Genomic DNA, 20,742 nt, shown 5'->3' with positions numbered 1-20,742 from the left:
GCTTGCAGTTGTAAATTCATTGGACTCACAGCCGGCCCTGGCCCGGTGGAGTTCCCACGCGTCATGGTTGCTGCCCTTCCCAGTTCCCTTGCCTTCGGCCTCAACTTCGTGCATCCCCTGCTGATGTGGGTGCTGCTGGGCTTGGCGGGCTACGCGATGTTTCTGGGCATCAAGGCCAAGAAGACCCGCACCGCCACGCCCGAGGACCGCAAGGACCTGATCAAGGGCCAGTTCGCCAAGCGCCATTACCTCTTCGGCAGCCTCGTGCTGGCCGTGCTCGTGCTCGGCTTGGTCGGTGGGATGGCTGTCACCTACATCAACAACGGCAAGCTGTTCGTCGGTCCGCACCTGCTGGTTGGACTGGCCATGGCTTCCCTGATCGCCATGGCGGCGGCCCTCTCCCCCCTGATGCAGGCGGGCAACCTGATCGCCCGCAAAGTGCACGTGGGCCTCAACATGACCGTGATGACCCTGTTCCTCTGGCAGGCCGTCACCGGCATGCAGATCGTCAACAAGATCCTCACCGCTCCGGCGGCCTGAGGGGCTCGGGGCTCCTTTCTCTCACGGAAGGATCAGTCGCTCAGAACTGGGCCCGGCGCCTGGGCGGGCAGGGGATGCCGTGGCTGGCATGGAAATCCTCCTGCACCTTCCAGGTGAGCCGCCGGGAGATCTGTCGCACGATCTGGCGCAGCAGGTGGTCACCGCTGCTCTGGACCAGGTGGTCGGGAAGGATGGAGAGCATGCCCGGGAGCCTCAGCCAGACGGCCAGATCCAGCTGCCAGCGCACCAGGGTGTGCAGCATGACGCCATCCACCTCTTCGGTGGAGACCTCCGCCCCGCCGGCCTCATCGAGCCTCAGGGAGGCGGCGAATTCGACGTCATAGAGCCCGCGCAGGGCCTCATCCACCTCGGGCAGGGGCACGGTGATGATTCGGTAGACGCCGGCGGTCTGGGGAAGCAGTTCCAGGCCGATCGTGGGTTCGACCTCAAAGCCGAAGTTGCCGAACCGGCCCAGGGTGAGCACGTAGCCCTGGCTGCCGATCGGTTCGACCGTCATCGGGGCGGCGCAGCGGCGAAACCAGCCTTCGTGGCGGTCGAGGTAGGCGCCTACCACGGCGGCCGGGGCCCGCATCTCCATCAAATCGGCGAAGGCGCTGGCGTAGCGACGCACGGAGGGGTCGGACCTCTCCCGCAGGGGTTCGCTGTTGGGGGCCCCTGGATCGTCGGGAGCCTGGTGCAGGGAAGAACCTGCCGCCATCGTGATCTGGGGCGTGCGGTGGGTCAGAGGGGAGCTACTGGAAAGGACCGTGGTTGCGCTCTCCCCTGCGGCCCTGGAGGGGAGAAAAAGCTTTTACGAATGTAAAGCCACCGGCCTGGCCCCGGCTCTTTGCAGGGTCATCCGGGCTGGTGGCTCACTCCTCGCTGAGGCCCACCAGGCGCTCAATCACATCCTCCACCACCCGGTCGGGGGTGGAGGCGCCGGAGGTGATGCCCACCCGGACAGGTCCGGCTGGCAGAAAGGGCTCCAGGGTCTCCAGGGCGCCCCCCAGGGGCTTGTGTTCGATGCGGTTGCCCGGGCCGATGCGCTCGGGGGTGTCGATGTGGAAGGAAAGGATGCCGCGGCTGACGGCGATCTCCTGCAGGTGGGTGGTGTTGGAGGAGTTGTAGCCACCGATCACCACCATCAGGTCGAGGGGTTCGTCCACCAGGGCGAAGATGGCGTCCTGGCGCTCCTGGGTGGCATCGCAAATGGTGTTGAAGGCGAGGAAGTGCTCATCGAGTTCGCTGGGGCCGAAGCGCTGCAGCATGGTGCGCTCAAACAGGCGGCCGATCTCCTCGGTTTCGCTCTTGAGCATGGTGGTCTGGTTGGCGACGCCCACCCGCACCAGGTCCCGGTCCGGGTCGAAGCCGGGGGAACAGGCCTTGGCGAAATGGTCCATGAAGGCCTGCCGATCGACGGCCCCCTGGCCCCGCTCCAGGATGAAGTCGCTGACCATGCGGGCCTCGGCCAGATCGAGCACCACCAGGTAGGTCCCGGCGAAGGAGCTGGTGGCCAGCGTTTCCTCGTGCTTCACCTTGCCGTGGATGATCGAGGTGAAGGCATGCTTCTTGTGCTTCTCCACGGTGTTCCACACCTTCGACACCCAGGGGCAGGTGGTGTCGACGATGTGGCAGCCGCGTTCGTTGAGCAGCTGCATCTCCTGCACGGTGGCGCCGAAGGCGGGCAGGATCACCACATCGCCGGTGCCCACCTCGGAGAAGTCCTTGACGTCGTCGTCGACGGGGATGAACCGGACGTCCATCTGGCGCAGATGGGCGTTCACCGAAGGGTTGTGGATGATCTCGTTGGTGATCCAGATCCGTTCGCTGGGGTAGTGGCGGCGGGTTTCGTAGGCCATCGCCACGGCTCGCTCCACGCCCCAGCAGAAGCCGAAGGCCTCGGCCAGGCGGATCTTGAGGCGACCGCGCTGCAGCACGTGGCCGTTCTCCCTGAGGCTGGCGATCAGATTGCTCTGGTAGGCCTGCTCAAGGCTGCCCGCGACCTCCTCACCCAGACCGAAACCGCGGCGGTTGTAGCGATCCGAATGGTGCAGGGAGCGCTTGAAGGCACGGGTGTCCACAGGCAAGTACCAATTGGGCCGACTCTATGGGGAGCGGTGCAGGGACGAGCGAAAAAAAACCGCGGCCGAAGCCGCGGTGCGCCAAAAGACTGAACCGGTGGGGTCAGTTGGAGGACGAAACGAAGTCCGGGTAGGCCTCCATACCGTGTTCGCTGATGTCGAGACCGAGCTCCTCCTCCTTCTCGTGCACCCGGATGCCACCGGCGAAGGCGCCGAGGATGCTCCAGAGGAGCCAGGCGGTGACGATCGTGAACAGGGAATAGGAAAAGCTGCCAAGGATCTGCAGGCCGAGCTGGTTGAAGCCCTTGCCGAGCAGCAGGCCGGCGTCCTTGTTGAACAGACCCACGGCCAGGGTGCCCCAGATGCCTCCGATGCCGTGGACAGAGAAGGCGCCCACGGGGTCGTCGATGCCGATCGAGTCGACGAAGCTCACGGCGTAGACAACGAGGGCACCGCCGATGAAGCCCACGACCCAGGCGGCCCACATCGGGAAGCCGTCGCAGCCGGCGGTGACGCCCACCAGTCCGGCCAGGATGCCGTTGATGGTCATCGTGAGGTCGGGCTTGCCGGAGTGAATCTGGGAGAAGAGGGTGCCGGCGATACCGCCGCCGGCGGCGCCGAGGGTGGTGGTGACGGCGATGTAGGGAACGGCTTCGGTCATGGCCAGGACGGAACCCGGGTTGAAGCCGTACCAGCCGAGCCAGAGGATCAGACAGCCCAGGGTGGCCAGGGCCTGGCTGTGGCCGGGGATGGCCTGGGGCCTGGAGTCGATGTATTTGCCGATGCGGGGGCCGAGGATCATGGCCCCGACCACGCCCGCCCAGGCACCCACGGTATGGACCAGGGTGGAACCGGCGAAGTCGATGAAGCCGAGCTGGTTGAGCCAGCCGTTGGCGTTCCACTTCCAGCTGCCGGCGATCGGGTAGAGGACGCCCACCAGGATCAGGGAGAAGATGACGAACTCCTTGAACTTGATCCGCTCGGCCACCAGGCCCGAGACGATCGTGGCGGCGGTGCCGGCGAAGGCGGCCTGAAACAGGAAGTCGACGCTCGGGGTGAGTTTGCCTTCCGTCACCATCTCGGGGGTGACGGTGGGGTCAAAGAACAGACCCTTGAAGTGCAGCCAGCCACCGGCGATCGAATCGCCGTACATCAGGGAGTACCCGATGAACCAGTAGGCCGTCACCGCCAGGGCGAAGACGATCAGGTTCTTGGCCAGGATGTTGACGGCGTTCTTTTGACGGCACAGGCCCGCTTCCACCATGGCGAACCCGGCGTTCATGAAGATGACCAGGAAGGCCGCGATGGCCAACCAGAGGTTGTTGATCAGGAAAGCGGGAGTGAGCTCGGGCAGTTCGGCGGCGTGGGCCGAGAGGTTGAACACGCCCAGCCCGAACAGAGCCAGAGGCACGCAGGCGAGCCAGGTGAGCCCCTCCTGCGAGGAAAGACCACGAACCTTGCGCATTAACAGGGCTGGAGCCTCTCGAAGACTGACCTCACTGAGGCTTCTTGGCGGTCGAACCTTGGGCTGCCGACTTGAATGGTTCATGGGAACGTGGTGAAGAGAATGTCCGACTTCTGACGCCAGTACCGGCATCAACAAGTTCCGAATATCCATGACGTGCTGCCCGTTCAATGTCTGATTCGATACCAAAGCAATCCCGGAATACACCTCCGAAGCGGGGTGGCGCCCGGGCCTGCAGGCCTTAAGGAATGCAAAGAGTTTCCATTAGTGTTCAGACTGAACAGTGCAAAAGCGCTAGAAATGTATGAGGTCGGTCCATGTCCCCCCTTCCGCGCTCCGGCGCGACCAGAGCGGGCCCCAGCCCCGGCCTTCCCGTCACCGCTCCTGTCCCCATGGCCCCTTCCGCCCTCTGCTATCGCGGTCTCCCCTACGACCACTCCCACGACCAGCGCCCCTCAGCGGCGCCGATGGAGCACGTCTACCGCGGCCATCACTACGCCTCGCCGCTGCTGCATCAGCCCTCCCACATGGATGTCGAGCTTGATCTCGTCTATCGCGGCACCCACTACCACCCTCACCACGCCTGAGCGGCCAGGCCCAGGAACGTCACTGAGGCGTCCGTGAAGCTGTAGCGGCAGGGAAGCACCTCCACACCGGCCGCCACCGCCGTTCGGAACAGTTCCCCGTAGCGGGGGTCGGCACTGTCCCCCGGCGCGAAGCGGCTCACGTCGCTGCGGCTCAGGCAGGGCACCAGCACCGCCCGGGCCCCGGGCAACAGGGCCGTGAGCTCCACCAGATGTTTCTGGCCCCGTTCGGTGACCGTGTCGGGAAACAGCGCCAGATCGCCGTCGCTCCAGGTGGTGTTCTTCACCTCCAAATAGATCGGCCGTGGATCGATGGCCCCTGCCGCCGGCGTCAGCAGCAGATCGATGCGGCTGCGGCGGCCTTCGCCGTAGGGCACCTCGGCCCTGATGCTGCCGATGGGGCCCAACCAGGGCTCCAGGCCCCCCGCCTCGATCGTGGCCCGCACCAGACGGTTGGGCAGCGCTGTGTTGACCCCGACCCACACCAGGCCGCCGCCATGGGCTCCCACCTGGGCCTGTTCCCAGGTCCAGGCCAGCTTGCGGCTTGGGGAGGGGTCGTGGCGCAGGCGCACCCGCCCGCCCGGCAGCAGCACCCCGGTCATCGGGCCCGTGTTGGGGCAGTGGGCCGTCACCGTCTGGCCATCGTCCAGCGCCACATCGGCCAGGAAGCGCTTGTAGCGCTTCAGCAGCACCCCTTCCAGCAGCGGACCGGTGGGCAGCACGGGCACGGCAACGGTCGCTGGAGCCATGGGACGGGGTGCCCGGGGGAGGAAGGCCATACTGCCGTGCGTTCCGATGGGCAGTGCCCAGCCGCCATGGCCCGATCCCTGCGCCGGATTGCCCTGATCGTGGGAGCGGCCACGGCCCTCAGCAAGGTGGCCGGTCTGGTGCGCCAGCAGGTGATCGCCGCCGCCTTCGGCGTGGGGGCGGCCTACGACGCTTACAACTACGCCTACGTGCTGCCGGGATTCCTGCTGATCCTGCTCGGGGGCATCAACGGGCCCTTCCACAGCGCCATGGTGAGCGTGCTGGCCCGGCGGCCGCGCCACGAGGGCGCCCACGTGCTGGCCAGCATCAACACCCTGGTGGGCGCCGGCCTGATCGTCGTCACCCTGCTGTTGCTGGTGGCCGCCGATCCGCTCATTGATCTGGTGGGTCCAGGCCTGGACCCGGAGCGCCATGCCCTGGCCGTGCTCCAGCTGCGCTGGATGGCGCCGATGGCCCTGTTCGCCGGTCTGATCGGCCTCGGTTTCGGTGCCCTCAACGCCGCCGACGTGTTCTGGCTGCCCTCCGTCAGCCCGCTGCTCTCCAGCGTCGCCGTCATCGGTGGCATCGGCGTGCTCTGGTGGCAGCTGGGCAGCAGCATCACCCTGCCCGCCACGGCGTTGATCGGTGGGGTGGTGCTGGCGGCCAGCACCACGGTGGGGGCGATCCTGCAGTGGCTGATTCAGTTGCCGGCCCTGGCGAAGGAGGGTCTCAACAGGCTGCAGCTGGTGTGGGACTGGCGTGATCCCGGCGTGCGGGAAGTGCTGCAGGTGATGGGTCCTGCCACCCTTTCCTCAGGGATGCTGCAGATCAACGTGTTCGTGTCGCTGTTCTTCGCCTCGGGCATGCCCGCGGCGGCGGCCGGCCTGGGGTACGCCAACCTGCTGGTCCAGACCCCCCTGGGCCTGCTCTCCAATGTCCTGCTGGTGCCATTGCTGCCGGTGTACGCCCGCCTCACGGCGCCGGAGGACCGGCCCGAACTGATCGCCCGCATCCGCCAGGGCCTGATGCTCTCCAACGCCACGATGCTGCCGCTGGGGGCGCTGATGGTGGCGCTGGCGGTGCCGATCGTGGCGCTGATCTATCAGCGCGGCGCCTTCGACCGCAGCGCCGCCGACCTGGTGGGCCAGTTGCTGATGGCCTACGGGATCGGCATGCCGGCCTACCTGGGCCGTGACGTGCTGGTGCGCGTCTTCTATGCCCTCGGTGACGGCAACACCCCCTTCCGCTGGTCGTTGGCCGGGATCGGGCTCAACGCCGTGTTCTGCTGGGCCTTCACCGGCGGCCCCACCCCCGCCTGGGGTAACCAGCTGCCCATGCTCAACGCCGGCGCCGCCGGCCTGGTACTGGCCACCGTGGCGGTGAATCTGATCACCTGCACAGGGCTGTTGCTGGCCCTGGGCAAGCGGCTGGGCGGCCTGCCCCTGCGGCTCTGGGCAGCGGACAGCGGCAAGCTGATGCTGGCCGCCATGGCCGGCGGGGCCGTCTGCTGGGGGCTCTCGATCGGGGTGGCCTGGCCGCCGGGCCTGGGGGGGCTGCTGCTGCAGAACGCGCTCTGTGCCGGGCTGGCCCTGGGCCTCTACGGATTGCTGGCGAGCCTCACCGGGGTGCCGGAAACCCGCCAACTGCTGCAGATGGTGCGTCGCCGCTCCTGACCAGGGGCCTTCCTGCGCGTCCTACTGGGAGAGCCTCACCTGGCGCTCCTCGCGGACCTGCACGGGAATCTCCAGATGGGAGCGGCCGATCATCTGCGGGCCATCGATCGAGAAGATTCTGGCTTCGATGCCGAAATCCCGGAAGGCCGTCTCCAGCTCCTGGATCAGGGCCTTCTCCACCTGGGCTTCCGCATCGACCACCTTGCCGATCAGACGACCTCCGAGCCTGCCGATGCGCTGGCGCACCACGTCGCGGGCATTGGTGACTTCGATGACCAGCACGACCCGCCTGCGTGGGGCGTCACCCTATCGGTAGAGGGGCCATCCGGCAGCGGCTGTCAGCAAAAGGGTTGCAGCACGTCTTCGAGATCCCTCAACTGGCCGGCGGGCACCAGCCGCGCCAGGGGCAGCCGAGTCGCCCCGCCGCCGATCGGCACCTGCACAGCCTCCAGGGCCTGGCGGGCGCAGACCTCGGCGCCCTGGTCGAGCCGGGCGGCGCATTCGATCGCCAGGGTCTGGGCCAGGCCCGCATCGCCCAGGTACAGATGCCAGCCGGCCACCTGCACGTAGAGCCGATCGGCGATCGCCCGGCTCAGTTCTTCGAGATCGGCAGCGGCAAGCGTCATGGCTGGGGCTGGGGGCGTTGCAGCACCACCACGCTGCCATGGATCAGCAGCAATCCGGCCCAGCCGAGCGTGAGCCAGTTCAGGTGGGACCAGGGGTGCCGCATCCCCTGGACGAACCAGAGCCCGCTGTTCACGGCGGCGAACAGGGCCGCATGGAGGGTGAGGTTCACGATCCGGGCGAAGTGCCGATAGGTGGGATCGTCGGGATCGGCGGGGCCGTACCAGCGGATCGGCATGGGTGAAGGTCTGGGCTCTGGATCGGACCCTATCGGGGCGGGGGCCGTGGGGGCGTTGTTGACGGATCGGCACCCCGTGGGGTGAGAATGACCTGGCAGGCGCTTGTAGCTCAGCGGATTAGAGCATCTGACTACGGATCAGAGGGTCGGGAGTTCGAATCTCTCCAGGCGCGTTCTTTGACTCACCGCCCTCCGGGGCGGTTTTTTTTGGCCACTGGGCGGGTCCGCGCCAGGGGGCCGGTCAGTCCAGCGCCGTTTGCCTACGATCAGTCTCACATTGAGTAGCCCCATGGCGGACCGAGCGGATCACGGCCTTGCACCTGCGCCAATCGACAGCCCCCTGGCCAGTGGCGATCCGGCCATCGCCGCCCTGATCGAGAAGGAATTGCGGCGTCAGCAGAGTCACCTGGAGTTGATCGCCAGCGAGAACTTCGCCTCCCGGGCCGTGATGGAGGCCCAGGGTTCGGTGCTCACCAACAAGTACGCCGAAGGCCTGCCCCACAAGCGTTACTACGGCGGCTGCGAGCACGTCGACATCATCGAGGAGCTGGCGATCGAGCGGGCCAAGCAGCTGTTCGGTGCCGCCTGGGTCAACGTCCAGCCCCACAGCGGCGCCCAGGCCAACTTCGCGGTCTTCCTGGCCCTGCTCGAGCCCGGCGACACGATCCTGGGGATGGATCTCTCCCACGGCGGCCACCTCACCCACGGCTCGCCTGTGAACGTCTCGGGCAAGTGGTTCAAGGCCGTCCACTACGGCGTCGATCCCGACACCCACCAGCTCAACTTCGACACCATCCGCCAGCTGGCCCTGGAGCACCGGCCGAAGCTGATCATCTGCGGCTACTCCGCCTATCCCCGCACGATTGATTTCGCCGCCTTCCGCGCCATCGCCGACGAGGTGGGCGCCTACCTGCTGGCCGACATGGCCCACATCGCCGGCCTGGTGGCCTCCGGGGTGCACCCCAGCCCCCTGCCCCACTGTCACGTGGTCACCACCACCACCCACAAGACCCTGCGGGGCCCCAGGGGCGGGTTGATTCTCTGCAACGACGCCGACTTCGGCCGCCAGTTCGACAAGGCCGTCTTCCCCGGCTCCCAGGGCGGCCCCCTGGAGCACGTCATCGCCGCCAAGGCCGTGGCCTTTGGTGAGGCGCTGCAGCCGAGCTTCCGCAGCTACAGCCAGCAGGTGGTGCGCAACGCCCAGGCCCTGGCCGAACGGATTCAGGAGCGGGGCATCGCCGTGGTCTCCGGCGGCACCGACAACCATCTGGTGCTGCTCGACCTGCGCTCCATCGGCATGACCGGCAAGCAGGCCGACCGCCTGGTGAGCGACGTCAACATCACCGCCAACAAAAACACGGTGCCCTTCGATCCGGAGTCCCCTTTCGTGACCAGCGGCCTGCGCCTGGGCAGCGCGGCGCTCACCACCCGGGGCTTCGATGCCGAGGCCTTCCGAGAGGTGGCCGATGTGATCGCCGATCGCCTGCTGCTTCAGGACGATGCCGCCGTCGAGCTGCGCTGCCGGGAACGGGTGGCGTCCCTCTGCGGACGTTTTCCCCTCTACGGGCGCCAACGTGAGCTCCAGCACGCCTGACGGCCCCGTTCACCCGTAACGTGTCGCCTTCAGGACCGCTGTTTTCCGGCCCGCCGTTGTGACCCTCGCCTACAGCCCCAACGCGGCGGCTTTGCTCACGGCCACTGCGGCGGCCTTGCTCACGGCGCTGATCGTGCCGGTGATCCGATGGTTCGGCCTGCGCTGGGGGCTGGTGGATCCGCCCGATGAACGTAAACAGCACACCCTGCCCATGGTGCGGCTTGGTGGCGTGGGCATCGTGGCTGGCTTCAGCCTTTCGCTGGCCTGCACCTGGGCCTTCGGTGGCTTCGCCGAGCTGACACCGGACAAGGACCAGCTGATCTGGACCACCCTGGCGGGGGCCCTCTGCTACTTCATCATCGGCCTGGCCGATGACCTGTTCGCCCTGCCTCCCCTGCCGCGCCTGTTCGGCCAGGTGCTGGTGGCCGCGGCGGTTTGGAACCAGGGCGTGCGCATCGGCAGCATCGACCTGCCGTTCGGCCTGGGGAACTCGCTCTCTTCGCTGCCGCTGCCGGAGGGGCTGAGCCTGCTGGCCACGGTGGTCTGGCTGGTGGGCATCACCAACGCCATCAACTGGCTCGATGGCCTCGATGGGCTGGCGGCCGGGGTGAGCGGCATCGCCGCCGTGGGGTTGCTCTCGGTGAGTTTCAGCCTCAGCCAGCCCGCCGCCGGCCTGCTGGCGGCGGCCCTGGCCGGGAGTTGTCTGGGGTTCCTGCGCCACAACTTCAACCCTGCCCGCATCTTCATGGGGGATGGCGGCTCCTACTTTCTCGGCTTCGCCCTCGCGGCGATCAGCATCGTGGGTCCGGCCAAACGTCTGACCAGCGTCAGCCTGTTGCTGCCCCTGCTGATCCTGTCCCTGCCCCTGGCCGACATGTCGGCGGTGATCATGGGCCGCCTCAAGGCCGGCCGCTCGCCCTTCTATCCGGATCGACGTCACCTGCACCATCGCCTGCTGCGGGCTGGCTTCAGCCATCGCCGCACCGTGGTGGTCATCTATGCCTTCACCCAGTGGCTGGCGTCCATCGCCCTGGTGCTGGCCAATGCGGAGATGCGTTTCCTCTGGCTGGCCCTGGCCACGGCGGTGCTGATCGCCGTGCTGGTGGTGTGCCGCCGCCAGATGCAGGAGGAGGCCAAGTGAGCGGCCCCCCCGGCGCTGCCGGGGTGGAGGTGCTCTGCATCGGCACCGAGCTGCTGCTCGGCAACATCGTCAACGGCAATGCCCGCTGGCTGGCCGAACAGCTGGCGGCCCTCGGGGTGGTGCACCACCGCCAGCAGGTGGTGGGCGACAACCGGGATCGGCTGATCGACGCGGTGCGGCAGGCCTCGGGCCGCTGCCGGGTGCTGGTCACCACCGGCGGCCTGGGTCCCACCCCCGACGATCTCACCACCGAGGCGATCGCGGCGGCCTTCGGCGCCGACCTGGTGGAGCACGGCGAGATCTGGGCGGCGATCCAGGCCCGGATCACGGCCCGGGGCCGCAGCGTCGCCGCCAGCAACCGCAAGCAGGCCTTGCTGCCGCGCGGCGCCGCGGTGCTGCCCAACCCGACGGGCACCGCTCCCGGGATGATCTGGACCCCGGTGCCGGGGTTCACCGTGCTCACCTTTCCGGGGGTGCCCAGCGAACTGCGGGCGATGTGGGCCGCCACCGCCGCTCCCTGGCTCCAGCAGGCGGGCCTGGCCGGCGGGGTGTTCGCCAGCCGCATGCTCCGCTTCTGGGGTGTGGCCGAATCCGACCTGGCGGAGCGGGTGCAGGACCTGCTGGCGCTGGAGAACCCCACCGTGGCGCCCTATGCCGGTGCGGGGGAGGTGAAGCTGCGCGTCACGGCCAGGGCCGCCGATGGGGCCGCTGCCGCCGCCCTGCTGGCCCCGGTGGAGGCGGAACTGCGCCGCCGAACCGGCCCCAGCTGTTTCGGCGCCGATGGCGACAGTCTGGCCTCGGTGGTGCTGGTGGAGCTGCGGCGCCGCGGCGAGACCCTGGCGGTGGCGGAGTCGTGCACCGGTGGTGGCCTCGGCGCGGCCCTGGTGGCAGTGCCGGGGGCCTCAGAGGTGTTTCTTGGTGGGGTGATCGCCTACGCCAACGCCGTGAAGCAGGACCTGCTCGGGGTGCCGGCCGAGCTCCTCGACGTGCACGGGGCGGTGAGCGACCCTGTGGCCGAGGCGATGGCGGCAGGGGCACGGCGCCTGACGGGGGCGACCTGGGCCGTTGCGGTGACAGGCATCGCCGGGCCCGGGGGGGGCACCGAGCAGAAGCCCGTGGGGCTGGTCCACATCGCCGTGGCCGGTCCCGATGGCTGCTGCAGCGAGGCGGTGCGCTTCGGCAGTGGCCGGGAACGCACCTGGATCCAGACACTCACGGTGGGGGAAAGTCTGAACCGCCTGCGGTTACGGCTGAACATTGCGGCCATCTGATCGGGCCCCATCGGAACATCTGCTGCCTCGGCCGCTAACGATCACGAATCCTGTGGCATGGACTTTTCCCCCCTGCCTGCCACTTTTCCCCCGAAAGAGCGGGTCTTTTCCACAGGTCGCTGAGGCCGGGCCAAAGCCGCCGCAGGGGCCCTCGCGTCTTGCTGCGGGAAAGACCGTGCCCCCTTGACCGGACGCATCCCCGCAGGCAGGTCCGAGCACCGCCCCCGACCGGTGGCTGGGAAACCGCCCCCTGCCGTGATTCTCAGGGGCGGTCCCTTGGGACCGGCCCGGTGGGGTCCGCTTTGACGCCGGGGGCAGCCCCATGGCCTGATGGGGGGGACCGACGACCAGCGCCGCATGAGCCAGATCCCCGACCACGCCCCCCGGACCGTGAGCATCGAGAACCAGATGCCGGAGGACCTCTTCGAGGCCATGCGGGAGTTCATCCGGGTGCACCCCCAGTGGGATCAGTACCGCTTGATGCAGGCTGCCCTGGCCGGGTTTCTGTTCCAGCACGCCAGCCATGACCGCGCCGTGGCCCGCCACTACCTCGACGGCCTGTTCCGGCGTGAGCCCGCCCCGGCGGAACAGACGCCTTCTAGGGTGGTTTCAGACCGTCTTGATCCTTCCTCTTGAGCGCCGGCACCCTCTACGACAAGGTCTGGGAGCTGCACCGGGTCGCTGAGCTGCCGGGTGGAGCCACCCAGCTCTTCATCGGGCTGCACCTGATCCATGAGGTCACCAGCCCCCAGGCCTTCGCCGCCCTCGACGACCTGGGCCTGTCGGTGCGCCATCCCGAGCGCACGGTGGCCACGGTGGACCACATCGTCCCCACCACCTCCCAGGCGCGCCCCTTCGCCGATCCCCTGGCGGAGGCGATGCTCGCCACCCTGGAGGGCAACTGTGCACGCCATGGCATCACCCTGCATGGTCTGGGCAGTGGCCGCCAGGGGATCGTCCATGTGATCGCTCCGGAGCTGGGGCTCACCCAGCCGGGCATGACCGTGGCCTGCGGTGATTCCCACACCTCCACCCACGGCGCTTTCGGTGCCATCGCCTTCGGCATCGGCACCAGTCAGGTGCGCGACGTGCTCGCCAGCCAGAGCCTGGCGATGGGCAAGTTGAAGGTGCGGCGGATCTGGGTGGACGGGGCCCTGCAGAGCGGCGTCTACGCCAAGGATCTGGTGCTTCACGTGATCCGGACTCTGGGGGTGAAGGGCGGCGTCGGCTACGCCTATGAGTTCGCCGGCCCGGCGATCGAGGCCCTCTCGATGGAGGAGCGGATGACGCTCTGCAACATGGCCATCGAGGGCGGTGCCCGCTGCGGCTACGTCAACCCCGATGCCGTCACCTACGCCTATCTGAAGGGGCGGCCCCACGCCCCTGTCGGGGAGGCCTGGGAGCGGGCCCTGGCCTGGTGGAGTTACCTCGCCTCGGGTCCTGAGGCCAGCTTCGACGACGAGGTGGTGTTCGAGGCGGCCACCATCGCGCCCACCATCACCTGGGGCATCACGCCTGGCCAGGCCATCGGCGTCGATGAAACCGTGCCCACCCTCGAGCAGACCGACAGCGACGAGCGGCCGATCGCCGAGGAGGCCTACCGCTACATGGATCTGCGTCCCGGTGCGCCGATCGAGGGCCTGCCGGTGGATGTGTGCTTCATCGGCAGCTGTACCAACGGCCGCCTCAGCGATCTGCGGGCCGCCGCCGCCGTTGCCCGTGGCCGCCAGGTGGCCGCCGGCATCAAGGCCTTCGTGGTCCCGGGCAGTGAGCAGGTGGCGGCCGAAGCCGAGGCCGAGGGCCTCGATGCGGTGTTCCGCGCCGCTGGCTTCGAGTGGCGCGAACCGGGCTGCTCGATGTGCCTGGCCATGAACCCCGACCGCCTTGAGGGGCGTCAGATCAGCGCCAGTTCCAGCAACCGCAACTTCAAGGGGCGCCAGGGCTCGGCCACGGGCCGCACCCTGCTGATGAGCCCCGCCATGGTGGCGGCGGCGGCGGTGAGCGGCCATGTCGCCGACGTGCGCCGCCTGGTTGCCGTCCCGATGACCCCAGCACCAGAGACCGCCACCACCCGAGCATGAGCGCCACCCCTTTCCCGGCCGGACCGATCCAGCGCTGCGAGGGCCGCGCCGTGGTCGTTCCCGGCGACGACATCGACACCGACCGGATCATCCCGGCCCGCTACCTGAAGTGCGTCACCTTCGACGGGCTGGCGGAGGGTGTCTTCGCCGATGACCGCACCGAGCGGGCCGGTGACCACCCCTTCGACCGGGCCGAGAGCCAGGGCGCCGCCATCCTCGTGGTCAACCGCAACTTCGGCTGTGGCTCCAGCCGCGAACACGCCCCGCAGGCGCTGATGCGCTGGGGCCTGCGGGCGGTGATCGGCGAAAGCTTCGCCGAGATCTTTTTCGGCAACTGCCTGGCCCTGGGGATCCCCTGTCTCAGCGCCGACCACGACGCCGTGCTGGCCCTGCAGGCCGCCATCGCCGCCCATCCCGGTGCCGTTCTCCAGCTCGATCTCGAGCCACCCTGGGTGACGCTCGACGCCGGCAGCGACGTTCAGGCGTGGCCGTTGAACCTGCCTGCCGGCCCGCGCCGCATGTTGGTCAGCGGCGAATGGAACGGCACCGCCCAGCTGGTGGCCCATGACGGCGAGCTGCGGGCCACCGCCAGCCGTCTCCCCTACATGAACGCGTTCGCGGCGGCCTAGAAGGGCCGCTGCAGGGCCCCCTGGGTGGGGTGGTAAGGGATGAAGGGGGTGCCTGGACCCTTGAAGTTGAAATCGTTGAGGCGCAGCCGGATGCCGCCCAGGCCGTCGTAGGGGCTGTAGTAGACGCCGATTTCGTAGGAGCGCCGCTGCCAGCGGAGCTCCACATAGGAGCCGGTGACATCGCCGTAGAAGCCCGAATTGGGATCCACGTTGAAGCCGATGCCGCCGCTGAAGACCAGCGGGCCCACCAGCTGCTGGGACAGGCCGATGCCGATCGTGCCCAGGTCGACGGCGCGGTCGAAGTTGAGTGGGCTCTGGCCTTGGCGCAGGGTGATGCCGCCGGTGACCGTCAGCTGGGTGTAGTCGAGGAAGGGCTTCTCGAAGCGGCCCAGGGTGAGGGTGGGGCCACCGGAGAGGCCGACCGTGTTCTGGTTGGTGCCGTCGCTGAAGTACGCGGCCACGCCGAGCAGGTTGGCGTTGAAGCGCAGGCCGGGAACGATCGGCACCGGTGAATTGGCCAGGGAGATCACCGGCGGGCTGGTGGTGGGCTTGCCGGTCCAGATCGGGTAGGAAAAGTTGAAGGAGCCGATGGCGTTGGCGCGCCACAACTGCAGCAGATCGGTGCCGTTGGTCTGGACGGCCTGGAAGTTGCCCACCCCCATGCGCCAGTAATAGCTGCGGCTCAACTGGCCCCAGCTGGGCAGGCTTCCCTGCTTTTCGAGCGAAACGCCGTAGGCGGAATAGACGTCCTGCTCGCCGAGGGAGCCGTTCCAGGTGCGGAAGCGGTAGGCACCGAAGAGGCGGAACGTGCTGGGGCCCAGCACGGGCACGTTGAACACCCGGGCCAGGTCGCCGAAGCTGCGCGTGCCGTTGGCGATGTTGTCGGGGTTGAGGGTGGAGAGGCTGAGGCGGGCATCGGCGCTGAAGCCCAGCAGGGGCCCGGTGAGCCGGGCATCCAGACCGAGGTAGTCGCCACCCTTGGCGGGCTGCTCGACGATGGTGGTGGACCCCGCCGGTGCGCCCGGCAGGGGATAGGCGTCGGTGTTGCCGGTGTAGAGGCGCTGGATCATCACCTGCGGTTGCAGGTTGAGGAGCCCCTTCTGACCGATCTTGATCGGCACGTTGTAGCCGAGGAAGAAGCCGTCCCGGTCTTCGCGGTCATTGCCGAGCACCAGCGGATTGCTCACCTCCTCCTGCTTCTGGATGCGGCGCTCTCGGGTGACCCGGATCGGCAGGCGATCCTCCAGCCGCAACGTGTTGCGGCGCGCCTTGACCAGGGTGTCGCCGTTGGGCAGCAGGGTGATGACCACCTTCTCCGAATCCATCCACGACTGGGCGGGAGTGAACGGGTCATTGGTGAAGCCCACCCGATCGCCCGAGAGGGTATTGGGGGTGAACTTGAGGCGCCGGGCCTGGATGCGCCAGCGGCTCACAGTGCCCTTGATCAGTTCCTGGTTGCCCTCGGTGGTCTGGTCTTTGAGCTGCTCAGGCCGGGTGGTGCCGAAATCGTTGGCCGTGTCCGGCGTGGTGAATTCCCGCGGGAAGCCGAAGCGACGCTCGGCCTTGAGGCTGCGCTCGAAGGTCACGTTCTCGACCCGCTGGGGAATCCTGGCGATGGCCTCGCGCCGCCGCCGCTCCTGATACCGGGCGTTGCGCCACACCCCGCCCTTGTCCTGGACCGGCTGGACCGGCGGCGGCGGTGCGGGCTGGCCGCTGGTGCCGGTCCAGCCGGGTCCCATCGTCACCTGCTCGAGCTGCTGGGCCAGCCCATCGGGCTGCTCGCTGGACAGGGGCGGGGCTTCTGGGCAGCCCTGGGCGGGCGGCACCGGCATCGGTTGGCTGGCGATTTTGTCGGTGCCGAAGCGGTAGCGCAGGCCCAGCAGGTAGGCGTTGCTGCCTTCGCTGACGCCACTGAAGGTGCCGTAGGCCCCGGAGCGGTGGTGGATGCGGCCCACGGCCGACCAGCGGGGCGTGACCAGGGCCTCGACCTCAAAGGCCAGGTAGTTGAGCAGCCGCGCCGAGTTCTGGCGGAAGGTCTGCTCGTAGTTGCTCTTGGCCGAGGTGACGCTCAGGCCCTCCACGAAGAAGACATTCAGCCAGGGCCGCAGCCAGAAGCGCAGGCCTAGACCACCGGTGAACTCACCGAAGTTCTGGGCGGCGGTGTTGGAGAAGGGGATCAGCTGGTTGAAGCCGCCCCCCGGCTGGGCATTGGCCCGGTGCCCCAGCAGGTTGGCATCGAACTCCAGCGACAGCGGGCCTGCCTGGAACAGGCGGCGCTGCATCCCGATCCCTCCGAGGTATTCGGGCCGGAAGCGGCCGCTGAAGGTGAAGGTGTCGCCGAATTCACCGGCATACATCTGGCCGGCCCAAGTGGTGACGGCCCAGGGGTACGGCTGCCACTGGGGCACGGCCGGATAGGAGGGCGTGCAGCTGATCGGCTCCGGCGGCGGCACGGGGGTGGAGGCGGCCTGCTCGAGGTCGAAGTCTTCCTTGGTGCTGTCCAGATCAATGACGCCGTAGACGTCGTCGATTTCCCCCACCCCCTCCAGCAGGGAGTAGCGCAGGCGGCTTCCCTGTAGGTACTGCTGGCCGCGCTGAAAGCGCACATTGCCCACCGCCAGGAGGGTGCGGGTGCTGGCTTCGAACTCCAGACGGTCGGCCAGCAGCCGGCCACCGGCGAGGCGAGCCATGACGCTGCCGGTGGCCACGAAACGCTGCAGCTGGCTGTCGTAGCCCTGCTGGTTGGCGGTCAGCTCCAGCTCCAGGGGCACCGCATCGCTGGCGGTGGCGGGTTCGACGCCTGGCGCCGGTGTCGTTGCGGCCGCAGCTGGGGCTGCTGGTTCGGCTGGGGGCTCGACCCCAGCTTGCGGTTCAGGTTGCGGCCGGCCTTGCGGCTCGCTCTGGGGCTCGTCGTCGAAGGGATTGGCCGTGGCGGGTGCGGCCGTCGCTGGGGTGAGCTGCGCCAGGGCGGCCTGAAGCCTGGAGGGGAGTTCCGGTCGTGCCTGGGCCGGTGCGCTGGTCAGCGCCAGTACGCCGCAAAGACCCAGCCACAGGCCCAGCCCAGGGGTCAGGCCTTCAGGGGCCTGGCGACGTCCCGAGCGGGGATGGAGCACCACAGGTGGCGGATGAGCGGCGAGGACGCGGCCGATCCTGCCATGGGAGATCGGGGGCTTCCCCCGCAGCGGTCCGGTTGTCGGGACGGGTGTCGGGTGGCGCCGCGGCAGAAAAAAATTCAGTCCTCCAGGTCCTTGCGGCTGGGGGAGCGGGTGGGATCGCTGGCCAGGAAGCCGAAGACGAAGATCCCGATGAAGAAGAAGACGACGGAGTAAACCGAGATCTTGAGAGCGAGCATGGTCTGTCCGGCGGGTGACAGGGAGTGACAGGCGCCGGTACGGGTCTCGATGACCCCTCGGCAGCCGCATCATCTTATGGGTGGTGGTTGGCCATCCAGGCTGTCCGATGCCGTTTGGCAGGGACAACCGGCTCCGATTGAAACGTTTCGGTCACGTTCCCCATGCTTCGGCCCCTGGATCTCCAACCGCTCTGGCAGGGCCTGCAGCCCGGGGGCGGAGGCGGTCCGGCCCTGGAGGAGGCGTGGGGACGCAGCCACCGCCCCGACTGGGCGGCCCGGGGCCTGATCATCTGGCCCAGGGGCGGCCAGTGGCGCCAGTTGCAGCTGCGCTGCCCCTGCCCAGAGCCCTGGCGGCCCCTGGCGGCCGGCGCCCGGGCCCGGCTGGTGCTGTCCTGGTGGGCCGACCGGGCCGAGCTGTGGGTCGATGGACAGCGGGTCCACAGCGGCGATCTGTTCGACACCGCCTGCCGTTGGCCCCTGCCCGAGCGCTGGTGGCAGGGGGAGGCCCTGGACCTGGAGCTGCGGCTGCGCAGCCCGGTGCACGATGACGGCGCCCTGATCAGCAGCCGGATCGAGCTCGAGCCGCTCGATCCGGCCGATCCCCTCGGCCTGCTGGCCGCCACCGCCGCAGAGCTGCGTGAGTTGCGCCGTGCCCATGGCCATGGCGAGGCCCCTGGGGAGGGGCGGCTGCAGGTGCTGGGCCACGCCCACCTCGACCTGGCCTGGCTGTGGCCGGTGGCCGACACCTGGCAGGCGGCGGAGCGCACCTTCGGCTCCGCGCTGGATCTGATGGAACGCTTCGGCTCGCTCCATTTCGGCCATTCCACCCCGGCCCTCTACGCCTGGCTGGAGCGCCACCGGCCGGCCCTGTTCGCCCGCCTGCGCCAGGCCATGGCGGCGGGCCGCTTCGAACCCCTCAATGGCCCGTGGGTGGAGAGCGACTGCGTTCTGCTGTCCACCACCTCGCTGCTGCGCCAGTTCCAGGAGGGCCAGCACTACAGCCGGCGCACCTTCCCGGAGTGGAGCCACCGGCTGGCCTGGCTGCCGGACAGCTTCGGCTTCGCCGCCGGTCTGCCGGCGTTGGCGGCCGCCACCGGCGTGCGCTGGTTCTGCACCCACAAACTGGCCTGGAACGCCACCAACCCCTTCCCCCATCGCCTGTTCCGCTGGCGCAGCCGCTGCGGCGCCGAGGTGCTGGCCCTGATGACGGCGCCGATCGGCACCAATGGCGACCCGGTGGCGATGGAGCGTTACCGGCTGCAGTGGCAGCAGGCCAGCGGCTGCGCCGATGCCCTCTGGCTGCCGGGGGTCGGCGACCACGGCGGCGGACCCACCGCCGAAATGCTGGAGCAGCTGGAGCTCTGGCAGGGGCAGCCGGTGGCCGCCGGCCAGCGGCACGGCAGCCTGCGGGCCTACCTCGATCCCCTGGAATCCCTAGCGGGGCAGCTGCCGGTGTGGCGCGACGAGCTCTACCTGGAGCTGCACCGGGGCTGCGCCACCAGCCGCCCGGACCAGAAGCGCCACAACCGCACCTTGGAGCGGCTGCTGCGGGAGGCGGATCTGGCCGCGGCGCTGTTCGCTCTGCCGGCCGAGGCCGCCGAGGATGGCTGGCGCAGCCTTTTGTTCCAGCAGTTCCACGACATCCTGCCGGGCACCTCGATCCCGGAGGTGTTTGAGCAGGCCGAACCCGAGTGGCGGGGCGCCCGCCGCCGGGCCGCCCGCCGCCGCGACCGGGCCCTGCGGCGTGGCCTGGCTGCGGGGGCGCCAGCCGGAGCTGTTGACGCCTGGTGCGCCGTGCAGCTCCAGCCCCTGCCGGCCCAGCCCCGCACCCTGCGGCTGCCGGCGGGCGATTGGTGTCTGTCAGAGACGGACGGCGACCGGCGCCTGATCGGGCAGCCGGCCCCCGGGGGCGGCCAGTGGCTGCAGATCCCCGGCATCGACGGGGTGGGGGTGCAACGTCTGCGGCGCCAAGCCACAGGGGCGGGGGCCCGGCCCGTGGAGGGGGCGGTGCAGGTGGAGCGGGCCGGGGGCGGGGGGCCTGACCACTGGCGCCTGAGCAACGGCCGGCTCGCCGTGCTGGTCGGTCCGCGGGGGGTGGAGCAGCTGTTCGACGGGACCGGCACGCCCCAGCTGGGGGGGCCGCTGGCCTGGTGCCGCTGGCGCGACCGGGGGGAGTTCTGGGATGCCTGGGATCTGGCCGCCGACTACCGCCAGCACCCGCTGGAGTGGAGCTGGCAGGGGGCGCCGCAATGGCTGGAGACGGGGCCGCTGTGTGCCCGCTTCGTCTGGCGCGGTCGCTGCGGCGCGAGCCCGGTGCGCCTCGATGGCCGCCTGCTGGCGGGCAGCCCCTGGCTGGAGCTGGTGCTGAGCACCCAGTGGCAGCAGCGCCATGAGCTGCTGCGGCTGGAGATCCCCCTGGCCGCTCCGGCTTGTCGCTGGGCGGCCGACACCTCCGGTGGGGTGATCGAGCGGCCAGCCACGGCCCGCACCGCCAGGGAGCGGGCCCGCTGGGAGGTGAGCGCCATCAGCTGGCTGGCCTCGGTGGGGCCAGGCCGCGGCGATGGCCTGGCGGTGCTGCTGGACGGCCCCCAGGGGGTGTCGGCGACGGCCGAAACACTCGGAATTTCGCTGCTGCGGGGCCCCACCTGGCCCGATCCCGGCGCCGACAACGGCTGGCAGCGGCAGCGGCTCCCGCAGCCGGGTGGCCTGCTGGGGCGCGGCG

Annotated in this window: 19 protein-coding genes and 1 tRNA gene; 11 read left to right on the top strand and 9 right to left on the bottom strand. The window is 69.1% G+C overall.

What is annotated here, in order from left to right:
• Nucleotides 1-63: 63 nt before the first annotated feature.
• Nucleotides 64-540, top strand: a complete 477-nt coding sequence (locus KQ305_RS12000) for a DUF4079 domain-containing protein (protein ID WP_259725637.1) — start codon at nt 64-66, stop codon at nt 538-540.
• Nucleotides 541-580: 40 nt separating this feature from the next.
• On the opposite strand, the gene KQ305_RS11995 is transcribed toward KQ305_RS12000, so the two are convergent.
• The 3 genes from KQ305_RS11995 to KQ305_RS11985 form a co-directional block, all read right to left on the bottom strand.
• Complete coding sequence (locus tag KQ305_RS11995) at nt 581-1,258, bottom strand: DUF1997 domain-containing protein (protein WP_259725636.1); 678 nt, start codon at nt 1,256-1,258, stop codon at nt 581-583.
• Between the two features lie 154 nt (nt 1,259-1,412).
• The gene (locus KQ305_RS11990) at nt 1,413-2,621 is read right to left on the bottom strand and encodes a 4-hydroxy-3-methylbut-2-enyl diphosphate reductase (RefSeq protein WP_259725708.1); all 1,209 of its coding nucleotides are present in this window, start codon (nt 2,619-2,621) and stop codon (nt 1,413-1,415) included.
• A 103-nt stretch (nt 2,622-2,724) separates the two neighbouring features.
• Complete coding sequence (locus tag KQ305_RS11985) at nt 2,725-4,170, bottom strand: ammonium transporter (protein WP_399231491.1); 1,446 nt, start codon at nt 4,168-4,170, stop codon at nt 2,725-2,727.
• 308 nt (nt 4,171-4,478) lie between these two features.
• Between KQ305_RS11985 and KQ305_RS11980 the strand changes: the two genes are divergently transcribed.
• On the top strand, nt 4,479-4,673 hold the full coding sequence (locus KQ305_RS11980; protein WP_259725634.1) for a DUF4278 domain-containing protein: 195 nt from the start codon (nt 4,479-4,481) through the stop codon (nt 4,671-4,673).
• On the opposite strand, the gene sfsA is transcribed toward KQ305_RS11980, so the two are convergent.
• Nucleotides 4,661-5,419, bottom strand: a complete 759-nt coding sequence (gene sfsA, locus KQ305_RS11975) for a DNA/RNA nuclease SfsA (RefSeq protein WP_259725633.1) — start codon at nt 5,417-5,419, stop codon at nt 4,661-4,663. The two genes, KQ305_RS11980 and sfsA, sit on opposite strands and share 13 nt — an antisense overlap.
• Before the next feature lie 66 nt (nt 5,420-5,485).
• Between sfsA and murJ the strand changes: the two genes are divergently transcribed.
• Nucleotides 5,486-7,090: a murein biosynthesis integral membrane protein MurJ gene (murJ, locus tag KQ305_RS11970; protein ID WP_259725632.1), complete on the top strand. Its 1,605-nt coding sequence runs from the start codon at nt 5,486-5,488 to the stop codon at nt 7,088-7,090.
• Between the two features lie 21 nt (nt 7,091-7,111).
• Here murJ and KQ305_RS11965 read toward each other — a convergent pair whose 3' ends face one another.
• Genes KQ305_RS11965 through KQ305_RS11955 form a run of 3 tightly spaced genes read right to left on the bottom strand, consistent with a single transcriptional unit; the run spans nt 7,112 to nt 7,952 of the window.
• Nucleotides 7,112-7,372: a cytochrome-c oxidase gene (locus tag KQ305_RS11965; protein WP_259725631.1), complete on the bottom strand. Its 261-nt coding sequence runs from the start codon at nt 7,370-7,372 to the stop codon at nt 7,112-7,114.
• A gap of 56 nt (nt 7,373-7,428) precedes the next feature.
• Nucleotides 7,429-7,716 carry a DUF3181 family protein gene (locus KQ305_RS11960; RefSeq protein ID WP_259725630.1) on the bottom strand — a complete coding sequence of 96 codons (288 nt, stop codon included), beginning with the start codon at nt 7,714-7,716 and terminating at the stop codon, nt 7,429-7,431.
• Nucleotides 7,713-7,952 (bottom strand): 2TM domain-containing protein, encoded by a 240-nt coding sequence (locus KQ305_RS11955; RefSeq protein WP_259725629.1) that lies wholly within the window; start codon nt 7,950-7,952, stop codon nt 7,713-7,715. Before KQ305_RS11955 ends, KQ305_RS11960 begins: the two co-directional genes overlap by 4 nt.
• Before the next feature lie 99 nt (nt 7,953-8,051).
• Here KQ305_RS11955 and KQ305_RS11950 point away from each other — a divergent pair.
• The 7 genes from KQ305_RS11950 (at nt 8,052) to KQ305_RS11920 (ending at nt 14,668) form a co-directional block, all read left to right on the top strand.
• Nucleotides 8,052-8,125 (top strand) — tRNA-Arg (locus tag KQ305_RS11950).
• A gap of 116 nt (nt 8,126-8,241) precedes the next feature.
• Nucleotides 8,242-9,546, top strand: a complete 1,305-nt coding sequence (glyA, locus tag KQ305_RS11945) for a serine hydroxymethyltransferase (RefSeq protein WP_311134351.1) — start codon at nt 8,242-8,244, stop codon at nt 9,544-9,546.
• 58 nt (nt 9,547-9,604) lie between these two features.
• A complete protein-coding gene (locus KQ305_RS11940) occupies nt 9,605-10,687 on the top strand; it encodes an MraY family glycosyltransferase (protein WP_259725628.1) in 1,083 nt (360 codons plus the stop codon).
• Nucleotides 10,684-11,958, top strand: coding sequence for a competence/damage-inducible protein A (locus tag KQ305_RS11935; protein ID WP_259725627.1), 1,275 nt, complete (start codon nt 10,684-10,686; stop codon nt 11,956-11,958). The genes KQ305_RS11940 and KQ305_RS11935 overlap by 4 nt, the downstream gene beginning before the upstream one ends.
• Before the next feature lie 330 nt (nt 11,959-12,288).
• Nucleotides 12,289-12,594: a DUF2811 domain-containing protein gene (locus KQ305_RS11930; RefSeq protein WP_399231483.1), complete on the top strand. Its 306-nt coding sequence runs from the start codon at nt 12,289-12,291 to the stop codon at nt 12,592-12,594.
• Nucleotides 12,591-14,039, top strand: a complete 1,449-nt coding sequence (gene leuC, locus KQ305_RS11925; RefSeq protein ID WP_259725626.1) for a 3-isopropylmalate dehydratase large subunit — start codon at nt 12,591-12,593, stop codon at nt 14,037-14,039. Before KQ305_RS11930 ends, leuC begins: the two co-directional genes overlap by 4 nt.
• The gene (locus tag KQ305_RS11920; protein ID WP_259725625.1) at nt 14,036-14,668 is read left to right on the top strand and encodes a 3-isopropylmalate dehydratase small subunit 2; all 633 of its coding nucleotides are present in this window, start codon (nt 14,036-14,038) and stop codon (nt 14,666-14,668) included. Before leuC ends, KQ305_RS11920 begins: the two co-directional genes overlap by 4 nt.
• Here KQ305_RS11920 and KQ305_RS11915 read toward each other — a convergent pair.
• Together KQ305_RS11915 and KQ305_RS11910 are read right to left on the bottom strand one after the other, a co-directional pair.
• The gene (locus KQ305_RS11915) at nt 14,665-17,784 is read right to left on the bottom strand and encodes a DUF3769 domain-containing protein (RefSeq protein WP_259725624.1); all 3,120 of its coding nucleotides are present in this window, start codon (nt 17,782-17,784) and stop codon (nt 14,665-14,667) included. The two genes, KQ305_RS11920 and KQ305_RS11915, sit on opposite strands and share 4 nt — an antisense overlap.
• Nucleotides 17,785-17,900: 116 nt before the next feature.
• A complete protein-coding gene (locus tag KQ305_RS11910; protein ID WP_015109632.1) occupies nt 17,901-18,020 on the bottom strand; it encodes a photosystem II reaction center protein I in 120 nt (39 codons plus the stop codon).
• Between the two features lie 162 nt (nt 18,021-18,182).
• Here KQ305_RS11910 and KQ305_RS11905 point away from each other — a divergent pair.
• Nucleotides 18,183-20,742 (top strand): alpha-mannosidase (locus tag KQ305_RS11905; protein WP_259725623.1); only part of this gene is annotated, 2,560 nt, incomplete at its 3' end.

Source organism: Synechococcus sp. CS-1332 (assembly GCF_025127995.1).
Lineage (GTDB): Bacteria > Cyanobacteriota > Cyanobacteriia > PCC-6307 > Cyanobiaceae > Cyanobium.
The sequence above is the reverse complement of the archived record's forward strand: the minus strand, read 5'-3'. Positions and strand labels throughout refer to the sequence as shown.